Annotated in this window: 18 protein-coding genes; 6 read left to right on the top strand and 12 right to left on the bottom strand. The window is 38.9% G+C overall.

The window, feature by feature from the left end; translation table 11 throughout:
• Together ilvN and QZU83_RS05865 are read right to left on the bottom strand one after the other, a co-directional pair.
• Positions 1-486 carry an acetolactate synthase small subunit gene (gene ilvN / locus QZU83_RS05870; protein ID WP_295610436.1) on the bottom strand — a complete coding sequence of 162 codons (486 nt, stop codon included), beginning with the start codon at positions 484-486 and terminating at the stop codon, positions 1-3.
• Complete coding sequence (locus QZU83_RS05865) at positions 487-2181, bottom strand: acetolactate synthase large subunit (RefSeq protein ID WP_295610434.1); 1695 nt, start codon at positions 2179-2181, stop codon at positions 487-489. It abuts the gene before it with no gap.
• A gap of 91 nt (positions 2182-2272) precedes the next feature.
• Between QZU83_RS05865 and QZU83_RS05860 the strand changes: the two genes are divergently transcribed.
• Positions 2273-2617, top strand: coding sequence for a DUF2085 domain-containing protein (locus tag QZU83_RS05860; RefSeq protein ID WP_295610432.1), 345 nt, complete (start codon positions 2273-2275; stop codon positions 2615-2617).
• On the top strand, positions 2604-2849 hold the full coding sequence (locus QZU83_RS05855; protein ID WP_295610430.1) for a zinc ribbon domain-containing protein: 246 nt from the start codon (positions 2604-2606) through the stop codon (positions 2847-2849). The genes QZU83_RS05860 and QZU83_RS05855 overlap by 14 nt, the downstream gene beginning before the upstream one ends.
• A 6-nt stretch (positions 2850-2855) precedes the next feature.
• Here QZU83_RS05855 and argF read toward each other — a convergent pair whose 3' ends face one another.
• Both argF and purD read right to left on the bottom strand, forming a co-directional pair.
• A complete protein-coding gene (gene argF, locus QZU83_RS05850) occupies positions 2856-3761 on the bottom strand; it encodes an ornithine carbamoyltransferase (protein WP_295610428.1) in 906 nt (301 codons plus the stop codon).
• 159 nt (positions 3762-3920) lie between these two features.
• Positions 3921-5231 carry a phosphoribosylamine--glycine ligase gene (gene purD, locus QZU83_RS05845; RefSeq protein WP_295610426.1) on the bottom strand — a complete coding sequence of 437 codons (1311 nt, stop codon included), beginning with the start codon at positions 5229-5231 and terminating at the stop codon, positions 3921-3923.
• Positions 5232-5353: 122 nt separating this feature from the next.
• On the opposite strand from purD, the gene QZU83_RS05840 reads away from it, so the two are divergent.
• Positions 5354-5935 carry an Ig-like domain-containing protein gene (locus tag QZU83_RS05840; protein ID WP_295610424.1) on the top strand — a complete coding sequence of 194 codons (582 nt, stop codon included), beginning with the start codon at positions 5354-5356 and terminating at the stop codon, positions 5933-5935.
• A gap of 108 nt (positions 5936-6043) precedes the next feature.
• On the opposite strand, the gene QZU83_RS05835 is transcribed toward QZU83_RS05840, so the two are convergent.
• Together QZU83_RS05835 and QZU83_RS05830 are read right to left on the bottom strand one after the other, a co-directional pair.
• Complete coding sequence (locus QZU83_RS05835; protein WP_295610423.1) at positions 6044-6454, bottom strand: hypothetical protein; 411 nt, start codon at positions 6452-6454, stop codon at positions 6044-6046.
• A gap of 38 nt (positions 6455-6492) precedes the next feature.
• Positions 6493-6918 (bottom strand): hypothetical protein, encoded by a 426-nt coding sequence (locus tag QZU83_RS05830; protein WP_295610421.1) that lies wholly within the window; start codon positions 6916-6918, stop codon positions 6493-6495.
• A 218-nt stretch (positions 6919-7136) separates the two neighbouring features.
• On the opposite strand from QZU83_RS05830, the gene QZU83_RS05825 reads away from it, so the two are divergent.
• The 3 genes from QZU83_RS05825 to QZU83_RS05815 are packed head-to-tail and all read left to right on the top strand — an operon-like array spanning position 7137 to position 9443.
• Positions 7137-8507 carry an MATE family efflux transporter gene (locus QZU83_RS05825; protein WP_295610420.1) on the top strand — a complete coding sequence of 457 codons (1371 nt, stop codon included), beginning with the start codon at positions 7137-7139 and terminating at the stop codon, positions 8505-8507.
• Positions 8497-8913 carry a MarR family winged helix-turn-helix transcriptional regulator gene (locus tag QZU83_RS05820; RefSeq protein WP_295610418.1) on the top strand — a complete coding sequence of 139 codons (417 nt, stop codon included), beginning with the start codon at positions 8497-8499 and terminating at the stop codon, positions 8911-8913. The genes QZU83_RS05825 and QZU83_RS05820 overlap by 11 nt, the downstream gene beginning before the upstream one ends.
• Positions 8910-9443, top strand: a complete 534-nt coding sequence (locus QZU83_RS05815; RefSeq protein ID WP_295610416.1) for a nitroreductase — start codon at positions 8910-8912, stop codon at positions 9441-9443. The genes QZU83_RS05820 and QZU83_RS05815 overlap by 4 nt, the downstream gene beginning before the upstream one ends.
• Positions 9444-9677: 234 nt before the next feature.
• Here the strand turns inward: QZU83_RS05815 and argS are convergent, their stop codons facing one another.
• From argS to aspS, 6 genes are read right to left on the bottom strand one after another with little or no spacing between them, the layout of a single operon-like run.
• Positions 9678-11378, bottom strand: coding sequence for an arginine--tRNA ligase (gene argS / locus QZU83_RS05810; RefSeq protein ID WP_295610415.1), 1701 nt, complete (start codon positions 11376-11378; stop codon positions 9678-9680).
• 19 nt (positions 11379-11397) lie between these two features.
• Positions 11398-11823: a signal peptidase I gene (locus QZU83_RS05805; protein ID WP_295610414.1), complete on the bottom strand. Its 426-nt coding sequence runs from the start codon at positions 11821-11823 to the stop codon at positions 11398-11400.
• A gap of 4 nt (positions 11824-11827) precedes the next feature.
• Entirely contained in the window at positions 11828-13102 is a 1275-nt protein-coding gene (hemL, locus tag QZU83_RS05800) for a glutamate-1-semialdehyde 2,1-aminomutase (RefSeq protein WP_295610413.1), read from the bottom strand.
• 9 nt (positions 13103-13111) lie between these two features.
• On the bottom strand, positions 13112-13741 hold the full coding sequence (locus QZU83_RS05795; protein ID WP_295610411.1) for a cobalt-precorrin-8 methylmutase: 630 nt from the start codon (positions 13739-13741) through the stop codon (positions 13112-13114).
• 56 nt (positions 13742-13797) lie between these two features.
• A complete protein-coding gene (locus tag QZU83_RS05790) occupies positions 13798-15000 on the bottom strand; it encodes an aminoacetone oxidase family FAD-binding enzyme (protein WP_295610409.1) in 1203 nt (400 codons plus the stop codon).
• Between the two features lie 19 nt (positions 15001-15019).
• Positions 15020-16339 (bottom strand): aspartate--tRNA(Asn) ligase, encoded by a 1320-nt coding sequence (gene aspS, locus QZU83_RS05785; RefSeq protein WP_295610408.1) that lies wholly within the window; start codon positions 16337-16339, stop codon positions 15020-15022.
• Positions 16340-16372 lie beyond the last annotated feature (33 nt).

The raw sequence follows: 16372 nt of genomic DNA, 5'->3' as shown, positions 1-16372 counted from the left end.
TTATACACCTCTTGCCATAGCAGTAAGGCCGGTACGTGAAATCTTTTTGATTCCATAACCTTTCAATAAAGATATGAAAGCATCAATTTTCTCAGTATCCCCAGTCAACTCAATTATTAATGTCTCTTCTGTAACATCAACGATATTTGCCCTGAAAATATTGGTATACTGCATTATTTCTGCTCTTGCTATTTCGTTAGGAACATGAACCTTAATCAGGCACAATTCCCTTTTGACAGCATTTTTAGTAATATCTTTAATCTTGACAACATCAACTAATTTATTAAGTTGCTTTGTAACCTGTTCCAAACCTTTCTTGTCGGCATGAACAGTAATTACCATACGGGACAGTCCTTCAACTTCAGACACTCCAACAGTGATTCCGTCAATGTTGAAACCTCTCCTGTTAAACATTCCTGCCACTTTCTGTAAAACCCCCGGTTTATTTTCCACCAATGTTGAAATGACATGATACTTTTTATTCATTTAAATCACATCCTTTTCGAGTTTATATTCACCAATCATTTCATTTATTCCTGCTCCGGGAGGAAGCATAGGCAGTGCCTCTTCAGAGTCTATTACAACATTTAATAAAATTGGCTCGTTATCCTTAATTGCTGAAGACAGTGCTTCTTTGGTTTCTCCAGGCTTTGTTATTCTTACTGCATTAACGCCGAAACTTTCAGCCAGTTTAACAAAGTCCGGACTGTTTCCAAGCAGGGTTTGGGAGTGTCTTTCATTATACAATAAACTTTGCCATTGATATACCATTCCCAAGGTCCTGTTTTCCAGAACAACAGCAATTACAGGTATGTCATATTCACGAACGGTAGCCAATTCCTGACAGACCATCAGAAATCCTCCGTCACCGTTTATTGACACAACAGGATCGTCAGGACATGCAACTTTTGCACCGATAGCTGACGGGAATCCGAATCCCATGGTTCCAAGACCTCCTGAAGATATGAATTTGCGGGGCTTTTGTGTGTCATAGAAATGTGCCGCCCACATCTGGTTTTGACCGACATCGGTTGTCAGAATGGATTCAGGAGTTAAAACCTCTGAGATTTCCTTAATTACAGTCTGCGGTTTTAAAGGTACATCATCATATGTTACTCTAGGAAGCAAATCCTGTTTTCTCTGCTTGATTGTATCTGTCCAAGCATTTACATCATCAGATGCTTTATAATCATTTAAAAGTTTATTCAGTGAACCTAAAATATTTTTAGCGTCTCCTACAATCGGCAAATCAACATCCACATTCTTTCCTATTTCGGCAGGGTCAATGTCAATGTGAATAACTTTAGTATTAGGAGCAAAGCTATCCAACCTGCCTGTGGTCCTGTCTGAAAATCTTATACCGATAGCTATCAGTAAATCGGATTCGTTGATTGAATCGTTTGACACTTTTCTTCCATGCATACCAAGCATTCCCAATGCCAAATCATCAGTCTCATCAAAAGCTCCCTTACCTAAAAGTGAAGTCATTACAGGAGCATTTATTGTGTATGCAAGCTCTTTTAATTCTTTGCATGCACCGGAAATGATTACGCCTGCACCCACTAAAATCAACGGTTTTTTAGCTTGCCTGATTAAATCGCGAGCTTTTTTGATTTGTCTAATATTACCTTTAGTAGTTGGATTATAGCCTGGCGTATCAATTAAAGAATCGTCAAATTTGGACAATTCACCTTCTTGAACTTCTTTTGGAACATCAATAACTACTGGACCCGGCCTTCCGCTTGCAGATATCTCAAAAGCAGACTTAATCATTGAAGGTATTAAATCCGGATTTTTCGGTTGATATGAATGCTTTACAATAGGCATTGTAATTCCAATAATGTCAGCTTCCTGAAAAGCATCATTACCAATCAAATGAGTAGGAACCTGTCCAGTTATGGCCAAAATTGGAGAAGAATCCATGTATGCGGTTGCAATACCAGTGACTAGGTTTGTTGCACCCGGACCTGAAGTTGCCAAACACACACCAACTTTGCCTGAAGCCCTTGCATATCCGTCTGCCGCATGAGCAGCGCATTGTTCGTGTCTAACTAATATATGATCCAAATCTGCATCATATAACATGTCATAGAATGGTATGGTTTGTCCACCAGGATAACCAAATATTGTTTTTACCCCCATATTTTTGAGGGATTCAATTATCGCTTCTCCGCCTCTCATCGTAATAACCTTTTTATATATTATACATTTACTTTTGAATACAAAAATATATATAATTATTGAAAAATATAATAAATGTACTAAAATTGTGATGATTGATATGGAACTGACAAAATACCTATGTCACAGAATACCCGAAAGAAGCTTTTTCATAAAAGGCCATCAGTTTCCGGTTTGCGCCAGATGTACCGGCTTTTACGCAGGTTTGGCTGTGTTTTTGATTTGGAACTGCTTTTTTGAACTTAATCATGACATTAACACCCTGATAATCTCAATGATATTGATGATACCGGTAGCCATTGACGGTTTTACACAGTATTTCGGTCCAAGGGAAAGTACAAATACCATACGATTCATCACAGGTTTCATTGGTGGAATCGGTTTAATAATATTTTTAAAAATAGTAATTAGAGGGATTTACAATGTTTTGTTATAACTGCGGTGAAGAAAATCCGGATGAAGCTAAATTCTGTAGAAACTGTGGAGCAACACTTAAAAAGGAAGAGACCGTTAAAAAAGTGGAGGTTCTAGAAGCCCGCAACCATCAGCAAAATACCAATAGCCAACAGACTACAACAACTTCAAAAAATAATGACAGCAACTGGATAGGCTGCTGCTTATGCATAATCGGGATTTTTATCGTGTTTGCAATCTTAGGATCCCTATAGAAAAATCTATTTTAAATAGTAGTATAAAAGAGCCTTTTGTGCATGCATCCTGTTTTCCGCCTCATCATAAACTACAGACTGAGGACCGTCAATCACATCGGCTGTAACTTCCTGGCCTCGGACTGCAGGCAGACAGTGCAGGAAAATAGCTCCCTCATTAGCTATACTCATTAAATCATTGTTTACCTGGAACGGAGCAAAATCAATTTCCCTTTGAGCCTTTTCAGCCTCATCACCCATGCTGACCCAAACGTCGGTAAATACCGCATCAACATTTTCCAGGGCAACACCAATATCATCAGTAATGGTTATTTCAGTATTGAATTCTTCAGCATATTCTCGGGCAGTTTTTAAAATGCTTTCACAAGGTTCATATCCTTTAGGGCATGCCAGGGACATGTCCATACCAAGCAATGGAGCAATCAGCAATAGGGAATTAGATACATTGTTTCCATCACCTACAAAACAGATTTTCCTGCCTTCCCAATCACCTAAATGTTCTTTGATTGTCAGCACGTCGGCAAGCGCCTGGCAAGGGTGTTCCAAATCTGTGAGACCATTAATAACAGGCACATCTGAATATTTGGCTAACTCTTCAACATCAGAATGTTTTATGGCCCTTATCATTATTCCATCAACGAAACGGCTTAAGACCTTTGCAGTATCTGAAATCGGCTCTCCTCTTCCCATCTGCAAATCATTAGAGGACAAAAAGATTGCCCTTCCTCCTAGCTGATACATTCCAACATCAAAGGAAACCCTTGTCCTTGTTGATGATTTCTGGAAAATCATCGCTAATGTCTTGCCTTCAAGAGGCCTTTCTTCAATTTCGCCCGCTTTTATTTTGCTAGCCAAATCCAAAATGTATTTCACATCATCTTTAATGTCACTAATAGACAATAAACTACCCATTACTAATTCCCCTTTATAAACATTATAAAAAAAGATATTTGTTAAAGATATATATTAAAGGTTTCTATGAATTTAAGTAGTGAACCATGTGGCAAATGGTTGATGGAATCATCAAGAACAGATTGTAAAATTATGAAATTAAAAAAAAAGAAAAGAAATTTAGTTTAAAATTTCTTTCATGTGTTCGACACGTTTGTTGACGAGTTCTGTTGTACCGACATCTCTTCTGTGGTAAACATTACCTTTAACAAATTCGCATGCCTTTTCAGCTATTTTTTCAGCCTTTTCAATGGTTTCGCCACTGGCTACAATGCCCAATGCCCTTGAACCGGACAGGTGAATACCATCTTCTTCTTGAGAAACTGCAGCGTAGAACACTTTGGCACCTAAATCTTCAATGGCCTCTTCATCTACTTCAATAAGCTCTCCGGCATATTCGGTTTCAGGATATCCGTCAGGTACAATGTATTTGCATACGCTGGCCTTGTCTTCAAATTCCACTTCATCCAAATTACCGTCAACAATTGCCTGACAAACGTCAACCAACGGGGTTTTTAGAAGCGGCAATACGTTCATAGCTTCCGGATCTCCAAATCTTGCATTATACTCGATTAATTTAGGACCGTCGGCAGTCAGCATGAACTGACCATACAGGATTCCTTTGTAGGGTTCGGCTTCCTCAGCAATAGCTTTAAGAGTTTCTTTCATTATCTCTACGGCCTTGTCATAATCTTCCTGGCTTAAAAATGGCAATAATCCTCCAACATCGGAGTATGATCCCATTCCACCGGTGATTGCACCGACATCCCCTTCAAAAGCGTGAGGATGGTCCTGTGCTGCAGGCATCGGAGCGAGGTGTTCGCCGTCACAAAATGCCTGGATGGTGAACTCTTCACCTATCAATCTTTCTTCAATGATTACTTGAGCAAAACCGCCCATTTCATTGTCAATGACTTCACAGGAATACTCTTTTGCTTCTTCATTATCCTTCAAATGGTCGCCTACAATTTTAACTCCCTTTCCGCCTGTTAAACCGACCGGCTTTACAACAACGTCACGGTCGAATTCATCCAGGAATTTGGAAACGTCTTCGGAGTTATCAAATACTTTGTAAACGAGTGATCCTTCGATTTGGTAATCTTCAAAGAGTTTTCTCATGAATGATTTATCAGTTTCAATTCTTGCCGCACTCTGTGTCGGTCCGACACATTTGATTCCATTCTTTTGAAGCTCGTCCACAATTCCTTTTCCAAGGGGGGCTTCAGGACCGATAAATGCGATTTCAATATCATTTTCAACAGCATATTGCGCTACCTTTTCAACTTCCCCTTCATCTCCTTGCTTGAATTCAGCAATTTTAGACATACCAGGGTTAATTTTACTCATGTAGCAATATAATTCCACATCATCTTTTAGGGCATCGGCAATAGCATGTTCACGGGCACCTGTTCCAACAACTAAAACTTTCATAATAAATTCTCCTATTGATTTAAGATATGTATTTAAAAATATTTATAATTAATATTTTGAATGTGACACTATCATTATACTATATATACAACCGTAACAAAATTTAATACAAGGTGATTTTAATGGATAGAAAAATAATAATTGCTCTCATAATTATTGTTTTAATTGCTCTTGCTGGGCTTCTTTCATTTTCAGCAGGCATTAAAACCGACACAAAAATCGATTTTTTATCTGGGAGCAATCTGAAAAATGGAAATCAGATAGACTTTGAGCTTGTTGATGCACAGGGGAACGCTCTATCAAATCAGGAAATAAAAATTACATTCAGAGGCGTGAATGAAACACAGAATTTCACAATAACTACAGATGACAACGGAAAGGGTAGTCTAATCTTAAAAGATGAGAAATCCGGAAATTATACCGTGTCAGTAAGCTATGACGGTGACGATAAGCACAACGGATGTTCCGCCAATCAAAAGATAACAATCAAAGACGGAACTTCAGAAAATTCAACTGCCAATTATACTACTGATGAAAGTAGCACAAGATATACCAGCGGTGATTCTTCGTATTCCTCAACATATTCAGATTCAAGCCAATCAAGTGATGATTCTGATATAATTCAAAGCGGTCAAAATGCGGGTATTTCCAGAGAATATCTTGAAACCCACCAACAAAAAGTTGTAGATGGCAGTCTTGAATAGCCATCTTTTTTATTCTTTTTTATAATTGTTTAGCTATTTTTTTGAAATTAAAATTAAGATGAATTTAACTGGAAAATTGCCTCCAATTAAATCCAAACCATGGAAATTCTAAAGTCCTTTAACTGTTTCAAGAGACAAACCAGTTCTTTTAGCTATTTCTTCATCACTTAAAACATCTTTAAGATTCTTAGCAATGTTTTTACTAACATCCATAGTAACCTGCTCAGTAACCTGCTCAGTAACCTGCTCAGTAACCTGCTGAGTAACGTTTTCAGTAGTTTCTTTAATTAAGTTTTCCTCATATTCAACTAAAAAATCATTGTTCCACATAATAATCTCCCAAAATTTATTGAATAAATTTTCATTACCGTTTGCAACAATTTGAGCTACAACATATTGACATTTTTTAATTTCCGATTGTTCGTCTGCAGAAAACAATTCTCGATTATTTGCAATTCGAAAGACTTCAAATGCTACTTCAACTTGATTAACATTGCCCATAAATGGTATGAATACCAAATAATAATGGTCAAGTAATGTTAATTTCTCTTTATTTTCTATTTTATCCTAATATTATTTAAAATTTCCAATCCATCATATTCAGAGTAGAAAAAAATCTTTGGCTTAAAAAGGAAGAATTTCGAGATGAATGCTATTAGTTTTGATTTGTTTCTATTTCCTGTGGATATTATACTTGTTTCAACAAATTTACGACTGATTACCCTCAGATTAATTGCATATTGAGCACATCTAAGGAGAAACTTTTCTGTTAAATCTCCTGTTTGAAACTCAATATTAATCAAAACTCCATCATCCAACTCCAAAACACCATCCATGAATCTGTGCCTAAACGTTGGAATTATTAACTCCGTTGGATAGAATCTAACTACTTTTCTTTTATCGCCCATCATCGCCAATATTACCCGTGCAAAGGCTATGAGAGATAGTTTTTGCAACGTGTCCTTACCAAATGGAATATACATATTCTCACCATATTTACCAAATATGATATGCCGACATATACAAGACTATTTTAGATTAAAACCATATATAAATTGAGCAGTTATAAATTAAAGCAATTTAATAGCTTTAAATCAATATTAAATAGCTATAACAATATTTCAAAATGACATCAATAACTTTAAATACAAACACTTGCATATACAAGAGTATAATTGCATATGCAAGAGTGAGGTAAATTATGGGAAAAAATGAAAATATTGAAATGATTACAGGAGATCCTAAAAAAGCAATCAATAAACTTTCACTGCCAATCATAGGAAGCATGTTCCTAATTTTAGTAAACAACATTATTGACAGCATTTGGGTAGCCGGACTAGGTGCAGAACCGCTGGCGGCACTGGGATACGTTACGCCACTGTTTATGATTCTGGTAGGTTTTGGAAACGGACTCGGAGCCGGGGGAAACTCACTGATATCAAGATACATCGGAGCAGAGGACAAGGCTTCGGCAAACAATGCTGCAATCCACAACCTCATTTTAAGCTTTATAGTTTCAGTAATCATATCAGTCATATTCATCGCAGTTATGGAACCAATGCTCAACATGATGGGTGCCGGAAGCGTAATAGGCTATGCGATGGATTACGGATTCATCATATTCGCACTGACATTTGCAATTTTAATGCCGCCGATTGTAGGAGCAGCATTCAGAGCGGAAGGGGACGTCAAAAGAGCAACAATTCCAATAGCTCTGGCTGCAATAATAAACATGATTTTGGACCCTATATTCATTTATCCTATGGGAATGGGAATCAAGGGAGCCGCATTGGCAACAGCCCTAGGGCCGTTCATAAGCCTGCTTTTAATGCTTTACTGGATATTTGTTAAAAAGGACACCTACCTTTCATACGACTTTAAAGACTTCCATAATGACTTTAAAATGTACAAGGACATTCTGGTTGTAGGTATTCCTGCAAGTCTGGAGCAGCTCGTGCTGTCTGTACTGACAATATTCGTAAACTACATGCTTACAATAGTATCCGGACCTGTGGCGGTGGCCGTTTATACTGCAGGCTGGAGAATAATCAACATCGGAATGGTTCCAGCAATCGGAGTCGGAACAGCGGCCATATCAGTTGCCGGAGTGGCATACGGTGCAAGGAAATACGAAAACCTGAGGGTCACTGCAAGATATGCCGTCAAGGTGGCGCTGATAGCTTCAATAATCGTGTGCATAATCCTGAATGTATTTTCAAACCAGATTGCATTCATATTCTCATACTCCAAAAGCAGCGCAGATTTGGCTCCGATGATATCCAGTTTCCTGCAGATAATGTGTCTCTTTATCCTATACGTTCCGTTCGGAGCCAGTGCAGGTAACGTCTTTCAGGGAGTCGGAAAGGGAACCATATCATTTGTACTTACAACATTCAGGGAATTCATACTTGTGCTGATTTTCGCATACCTTCTCGGATTTACATTCAATATGGGGGAGTTCGGAATATACTGCGGAATGCTTCTCGGAGGAGGAATAGGCTCACTGATATGTTACGCATGCATCGAGCTCTACATCAACAAGCTAATAAAAGGTGAAAAAAATGGCATTTGATAATGACATGCCCACATCCCCCCTTGTTTCCCTGCTTTACAGAAAACAGACATCATACCTCAACGACAAGCTGAAGGATGTCAATCTCAGTTCAGGCCTGTATCCTCTGCTGATTAAAGCTTACAAAAACAAGGCAATAAGCCAGGAGGAACTGGCTGGAGAGCTGCATGTCAATGAAAGCACAGTGACAAGAAACCTGGATAAACTTGAAAAGAAAGGACTGATTGTCAAAACTCCGGAAAAAAGAAAAAAGATTGTGAATGTGACTCCCGAAGGTGCAAAAATAGCTCAAAAGATAATGAATTATGATGAAAAATGGGATGAAACAATCAAAGAAAGCCTGACTGAGAGAGAATTTGAAGATTTTCAAAAATTACTAATAAAAATATGCGAGGAACTAATATGAACCAAACAATTGAAGACTTAAAAACCAGAAGAAGCATACGCAAATTCAAAGACGAACAGATTTCAGATGAGGATTTAAAAACAATTCTCGAAACAGGAACCTATGCCCCGACAGGCCGTGGAGCACAGTCTCCCAAAATTGTCGTGATTCAAAATCCGGAAACCATCAAGGAATTTTCAGCATGGAACAGAAGCTTTTTCCCGGTTGATGTTCCGGAGGATATGGATCCATTTTACGGAGCAAAAACACTGTTAATCGTGCTTGCCGACAGCGAATTTCCGACATATGTTGAAGACGGATCAAGCGTACTGGCGGTTTTGGTCAATGCGGCCCATGCGATTGGTGTTGGAAGCTGCTGGATTCACAGAGCCCGTGACGAGTTTGCCTCTGAGAAAGGTAAAGCGTTGCTGAAAGAATGGGGAATTCCCGAAACCTATGAGGGAATCGGTCATGTGGTGCTTGGCTATCCTGACATGGAAGCGCCGGAACCGTTGCCAAGAAAAGAAGATTACATCCACTTTGTGGATTAAATCTTTACTTTTTTTCCTGTTAAAAATAATCCATGTAACATGAGGAATTATAGTCTAATTTAAGTGTGAGAATACTTTGTTTTTTAATGAATTATTTTAATGGTTTAAGTTTAAACTACTGTTTAAAACTAACCTATTATTAATTTAATAAAATTAGCGGTTAAAAATAAGACAATTGACTTATGTGATGTAGCTGTAAAAAAAAGAAATTAAAGATGAGTTAAAACTACCCATCTACATTTTGCGAGGTGCTGAAACACCTAAAATATCTAAAGCATTTTTGATTGTTGTTTTGGCTCTGTCAACCAGAATAAGTCTGGTGTCCTCAACATCAGAACCTATGACCTGCTGTGATTTGTAGAACTTGTTGAAGGAACCTGCCAAATCCTGACAGTACTGTGTGATATTGTGAACTCTCTTTTTGTTTGCACAGTCTTCAACAACCTGCGGGAACTTGGCGATTTGCCTTACAAGGTCCTGTTCAAAATCATTAGGAACCCAATCATCTGCAACTTCCAAAGAAGCGATGTCCTTGCCTGATTTTGCAAGCAACTTGCATGCTCTTGCATGTGCATATTGAATTGAAGCACAGCCTCTTTCAAAGCTTAAGGCTTCATCCCATTTGAATGTAAGATGCTTTTCAGGAGATAATTTTGCGATGAAGAACCTGATAGCTCCAACACCAATCTCTTCTGCCATCGGTGCGATTTCCTCTTCGGTCAAATCAGGGTTTCTTGATTTGATTTCATCGTGTGCCCTTAAAACAGCTTCGTCAATGAGTTCATCCACTGATACGAATTTGCCTCTTCTTGTTGACATTGAACCTTCAGGAAGGGTAATGAATTCATAAAAGATTACTTCAGGAGCTTCCTGCATTAAAATCTCTTCAAAGATTACCTTCATCTGTTTTGCGGCCAGCTTATGGTCTGAGCCTAAAATGTCAAGTACAGTATCTCCCAAGGTAGCCTTGTACCTGTGGTAGGCCAAATCACGGGTTGAGTAAAGTGAAGTGCCGTTGGAACGTCTTAAAACGAATTCCTTTTCAATGTTGAAGTCTGTCAAATCAATGTAGAGGACGTCATTTTCACGGGTGAAGCCTTCCCTTTGGATATATGTTACCAGATCGTCGACTTCGCCGTTTCTTACGAACTGTCCTTCCCATACGAAATCATCATGGATGATGTTCATTCTCAAAAGAGACTCCTTCATTCCGCTGATGCATTTTGACACCACGTCTTCAAAGACTTTATTCAACTCCTCATCGGAGCCTTCCTCGTATTTCTGAATCAGTTCATCGACCTTTTCATTCAATGCTTCATCCTCTTCCACGGCCTTGTTGGCATCAAAGTACAGCTTTCCGATTTTGTGGTCCAGTTTTTCGCCTTCATAATCTTCAATTTTAAGACCGCATTCGGTTATTCCGCATACGATGATGGCGATTTGTCTTCCCATATCGTTTACATAATACTGGGTTATGACATCCCTTCCTGCCAGTTTCAATAGCCTTGAAAGTGAATCTCCAAAGACGGAGTTTCTGATGTGTCCTATGTGGAGCGGACCGTTGGGATTTGCTGAAGTGTGTTCAAGGACAATCTTTTCACCGTATTCAGGAAGCTGTCCGTAATTTTCATCAACCTTTTCCAGCAATAATTTTGAGAATTTTGAATAGTCAATAAAGAAATTGACGTAAGGTCCGAAGTTCTGGACTTTTGTGAAAATTTCAGGAACTTCTATTTTTTCAACCAGATCCTTTGCAACTTCAGGAGGTGAAGTCCTTAACTTTTTAGTAAGGGCGAATGCAATGGTACTTGCAAGATCTCCCAAATTAGGATTTGGAGGGAATTCCAGCTTGAAATTCCTGTCAACTTCTACATCATATTGATCTAATGCCTTGTTAATAGCTTCAATAGCTTGTTTTTCAATTTCAAAATACATTAACTCACCTTAATAATAATTATAAACCTCTCAACCAGAGGGATAGATAACCGACTTTTGGAATAACGACCAGACTGTCGCCAAATGTCACTACCTTTTCCTTGATTTGGCTAGCCTTTACATAATAAGGGTCAGGAGCATTGTTATTGTCCCCTTTTATTACATACATCGTGGTTCCATTAATCTCTGTAATATTTATAATTCTATGAATGACCGGCTGGTCATACCATGCAGCATCATAGACAACCACGTCTCCCACTTTTACATCTTCAGGGTTGAATTCATGGATTCCCAGAAAATCCGCCTTTTCGACAAGGACGATGTCTCCCCTGTAAAATGCCGGCTCCATACTTCCTGAAACAACAACGTTCAGGTGTTGTGCCGCAATTAATACAATTACAAGAATGATTACATATGATGCAACTTCCTTAAAGTCTATTTCCATTGTATTACCTTCTTCTTTTCTTGAATGCCGCTTCAAGTCCCAGTTCTATGGCATCGGAAGTCTTCTGCAGATCCTCCATGGTGTGCGCATTTGATATGAAATTACATTCGAACTGGGATGGCGGTATAAATATGCCTTCCTTCAATAATGTCTTAAAGTATCTTAAAAACTGCCTTCTGTCAGATTTCTGAGCATCCGCATAATTGTATACCGGTGCGGGATTGAAATAAATCTGAAACATTGATGCGAGTCCCACCGGCTGAATATTGTACTCTTCATCTTCGATTATGGATTTGATGTTGCCTCTCAGGTAATTGCCTTTCCTCTCAAGCTCCTTGTAGAATGCATCATCAAGCTGTGTCAGTGTGGAAATTCCAGCCTGTACGGATACAGGGTTTCCTGAAAATGTGCCTGCCTGATATACAGGACCTTGCGGTGCAATCAATTCCATGATTTCCCTTTTACCGCAGAATGCACCCATAGGAAGTCCTCCTCCAACGATTTTACCTAAAGTGGTCAAATCAGGAGTGACGCCGTAATATTCCTGGGCTCCTCCCCTTGATGCCCTAAATCCAGTGATGACCTCATCAAATATAAGTACGATTCCGTTTTCCTCTGTGATTTTTCTGATGAATTCCAAAAATCCAGGTTTAGGTTCTATGCATCCGACATTGCCCATGACTATTTCCATAATAATACATGCAATGTTTTCGCCTTCCTTTTCAATTAGTTCAGTCATGGCTTCCTCATCATTGAACGGAACTGATAAGGTGTTTTTGGTAGTGTCTGACGGAATGCCCGGTGAATCCGGTAATGTTGCAGCTCCGGAACCTCCCTTAACCAGTACATAGTCATGCGCTCCATGATATGCCCCTTCAAATTTGACAATTTTATCTCTACCTGTGAAACCTCTTGCAAGCCTGATTGCACTCATGGTAGCTTCGGTTCCGCTGTTACAAAATCTCACCATTTCAGCAGACGGGATTCTGTCAACAACTTCCTTTGCCAGTTTAATTTCGTTTTCAGTTGGAGTACCGTAAGCAGTTCCAATAGTTAATTGATTTGAAACTTCCCTTACTACCTTAGGGTCAGCATGTCCCAATATCAAAGGGCCATAAGCAAGGCAGTGGTCAATATAGGTTTTTCCATCCACATCGGTAAGTCTGGACCCTCCTGCACTTTTGACAAAGAACGGATAAGGCTTAAAAGCACGCACCGGAGAGTTTACTCCACCCGGAAAATAATTTTTAGATTCATTGAACAATTCTTCGGAATACATTTTATCACACTACAAATGTTGTATTAATGAGTTTACACAAGCTACGGCAATCGGGGTCCCCCCTTTCGGACCTTCAACAATAATGTTGGGAATGTCGGAATTGTGCAGAGCCTCTTTAGAATCGGCCGCACCTACAAAACCAACAGGAACTCCTACAATAGCTTTAAGATTCATTTCGCCTTTCTGGTATAAATCCATAGCTTCAAAAACAGCGGTTGGAGCATTACCTGAAACTACAATGCCTTCAAAATCATTATCTGCAGCATAGCGCATGGCGGCCGCAGCTCTGGTAATCTGATTTTCCTTGGCTATTTTTACAACTTCCTCGTTTTTAATGTAACACTCAACTTCCCCTTCATATCTGGTAATACCATACTTAACCATATTGATGTCGGTTAAAATGGTTTCTTTATTTCTGAGGGAATCCATAGCTGCATCTACAAAATCCGGGCTGATTTTAACCAGTTTTGCATATTCTGGATCAGCTGTGGAGTGAACAATTCTTTCAACAATATCTCTTTCGAGAGGATTTAAATCTTTGACATCATCTCCAATAAGGCCACGGATAATTTCTCTGCTTTTGTTTGCAATATCCAAACCTTGCTTAGTTGATGCACCCATGAACATTTTGTCTGTCATAAGTTAATTTTAGAATTAAATATATGTTAAATATTTTGTTTATAGAAAAAAAATGACTACTTTTCACTGGCCGACAGACCTGCCAAAAAACCGGTTGAAAAGGCAATCTTCAGATTATAACCGCCTGTCGGTCCGTGCAGGTCGAGAACTTCCCCTGCAAAATACAACTTAGGCGTTAATGTTGATTCCATTGTTTTCGCATTGACATTAGCCAAATCAACACCGCCGATGGTTACCTTTGCAAGGCCTTCATTAAATCCTGTGATTTCAAGAGTAAATCTTTTTAATTTTTCAATCAGTCTGTTTTTAGCTTTCTTATTTATTCGGGACAGTTGAGTCTCGCCTTCCAATCCGCATTCATCCAAAAAGAAACCTATAAAACCGTTTGTCAAAAACAGCTTCAGATAATTCTTAATCATTGTTTTTCCCTTAAGCTGGAAATCATTTGTGAATTTCTCGCTTAACTCATCACGGGTGAAATCCGGACACAAATCAATAGCTATTTCAATATCCAAATCAGGCCCGTTTTCCAATAAGTTATAAGTTATGCTTTCGGAAATAAGATTGCTCAGATTGATGATAGCCGGACCGGTAAGCCCTACATGTGAAAACAGGACATTGCCTTTTATTTTACTTTTCCCATAGCTTACAGCAACATCATACAATGTTATTCCTGCAATTTCAGATAGATCCTTTTTTGTAATCAATGGGGAAAGCCCGTATCTGATGTCTGTCAGTGGCTGTGAGGTAAGGGAATAGTTTTTCATGCTGCAGCCGGTCGGAGGATATGTAACGCCCCCGGTTGCGATGATAATCTTATCCGCCTTGATGCTGTCGTTTATGATGAAGCCTTCCGTTATTGTTTTGACTTCAAAGTTATACCTTATAACAACATCATCCAGAGATTCTGTTAAAATCTTTAAGATATCGCCTGACTTTTCAGTTTCAGGAAATATTCTGTTGTCATCTTCCTCAATGAAATCCAATCCTCTATCCTGAAAAAATGAGAGAAGCATTTCATTTGTAAATGTAAAAAAAGAGTGTTTTAAAAAGTTTTTTTGAGGATAAATGTTCAATAGCTTTTTTATTGGCTTAAGGTTGGTGATATTACATCTTCCGCCGCCGGTCATAAGGAGCTTACGTCCAAGCTGCGGGTTTTTTTCGAGCAATATTACCTTGGAGGAATTCTGGCTTGCGGCAATTGCAGCCATGATTCCCGCCGGGCCTCCGCCAATAACAGCTATGTCATATTCATCCATTTAAATCTAAAAAATAATATTAAGGGGTTAATCTGTGTCTGTCTCTTGGGAAGAGTGCACATTCACGGATGTTTTCAGAACCGGTCATGACCATGGTCAGCCTTTCTGCACCTACACCCCAACCTGCATGAGGAGGCATACCGTATTCAAACGCCTTGAGGTATGTTCCGAAACCTTCTGGGTTTAAGCCTCTTTCCTCAATTTGTTTTACGAGCAAGTCATGTTGGTGTACACGTGTAGCACCTGAAGACAGTTCAAGATTGTTGTACATTAAATCGAATGCATGGGAGTATTTTTCATCTCCATCCTTAGGCATGACATAGAATGGTTTAATTGCAGATGGCCATTCTGTCAGGAAGTAGAATCCACCCATTTCGTCACCCAAAGCCTTTTCAGCTTCCCGGGAGAGGTCTTCACCCCATGGCATTTCAACGCCGTGTGCATTGACGATTTCGACAGCTTCATCGTAGGTTACATGAGGGAATTTCTCATCAGGAATTTCAAGTTCATGTCCTAAGATTTCAAGTTCGTCTGCACATTTGTCATTGATGTCGTTTACTACATTGACGAGCATGTCATTTAGGATTTTCATTACATCCTCATCATCTGCAAATGAAACTTCAGCATCGATAGATACTGCTTCATTCAAGTGTCTTAGGGTATCATGCTCTTCTGCTCTGAATATTTGAGCGATTTCAAATACCTTGTCCATTCCACTTGCCATCATCATCTGTTTGTATAGCTGCGGTGATTGTCCAAGGAACGCTTCCTTGTCAAAGTAAGCGATTGGGAATAATTCTGTACCTCCTTCAGTAGCTGAAGCTACGAGTTTAGGAGTGTTAATTTCATAAAATCCATTATCATAGAAGAAATCTCTGATTGTATGGAACATTTGACCTTTGATTTTGAAAATAGCTGAAACATTTTCTTTTCTGATATCCAAAAATCTTGAATCCAATCTTGTATCGATTCCTGCTTTGACCTTTTCTGTAGGATCCATAGGTAAAGGCTGATTAGCCATGTTCAATACTTTCACTTCTTTAGGTAAAATTTCAACACCGTTCGGTGCTTTAGGAGCTTCCTGAGCCATACCTTTAATGGCTACTACGGATTCTTTTCTTAATTCTCTTAATTGTTCTAACACTTCTGCTTCTACTTTTTTACTTGGAGCGGTTATTTGAACTCTGCCGGTCACATCACGGATGATGACGAACATGATTCCACCGAAATCACGGATTTCATGTACCCAACCCATGATAGTGACATCACTGCCTGCAATTTCAGGATTGCATTGGTTAGCATAGTTTGTTCTTCTCCAATCTTTTAATAAACCTTGCAAATTATTCACCTCGAGGTCTGTAAAAATAAATAA

The sequence above is a fragment of the uncultured Methanobrevibacter sp. genome (genome assembly GCF_902771435.1).
Lineage (GTDB): Archaea > Methanobacteriota > Methanobacteria > Methanobacteriales > Methanobacteriaceae > Methanocatella.
The sequence above is the reverse complement of the archived record's forward strand: the minus strand, read 5'-3'. Positions and strand labels throughout refer to the sequence as shown.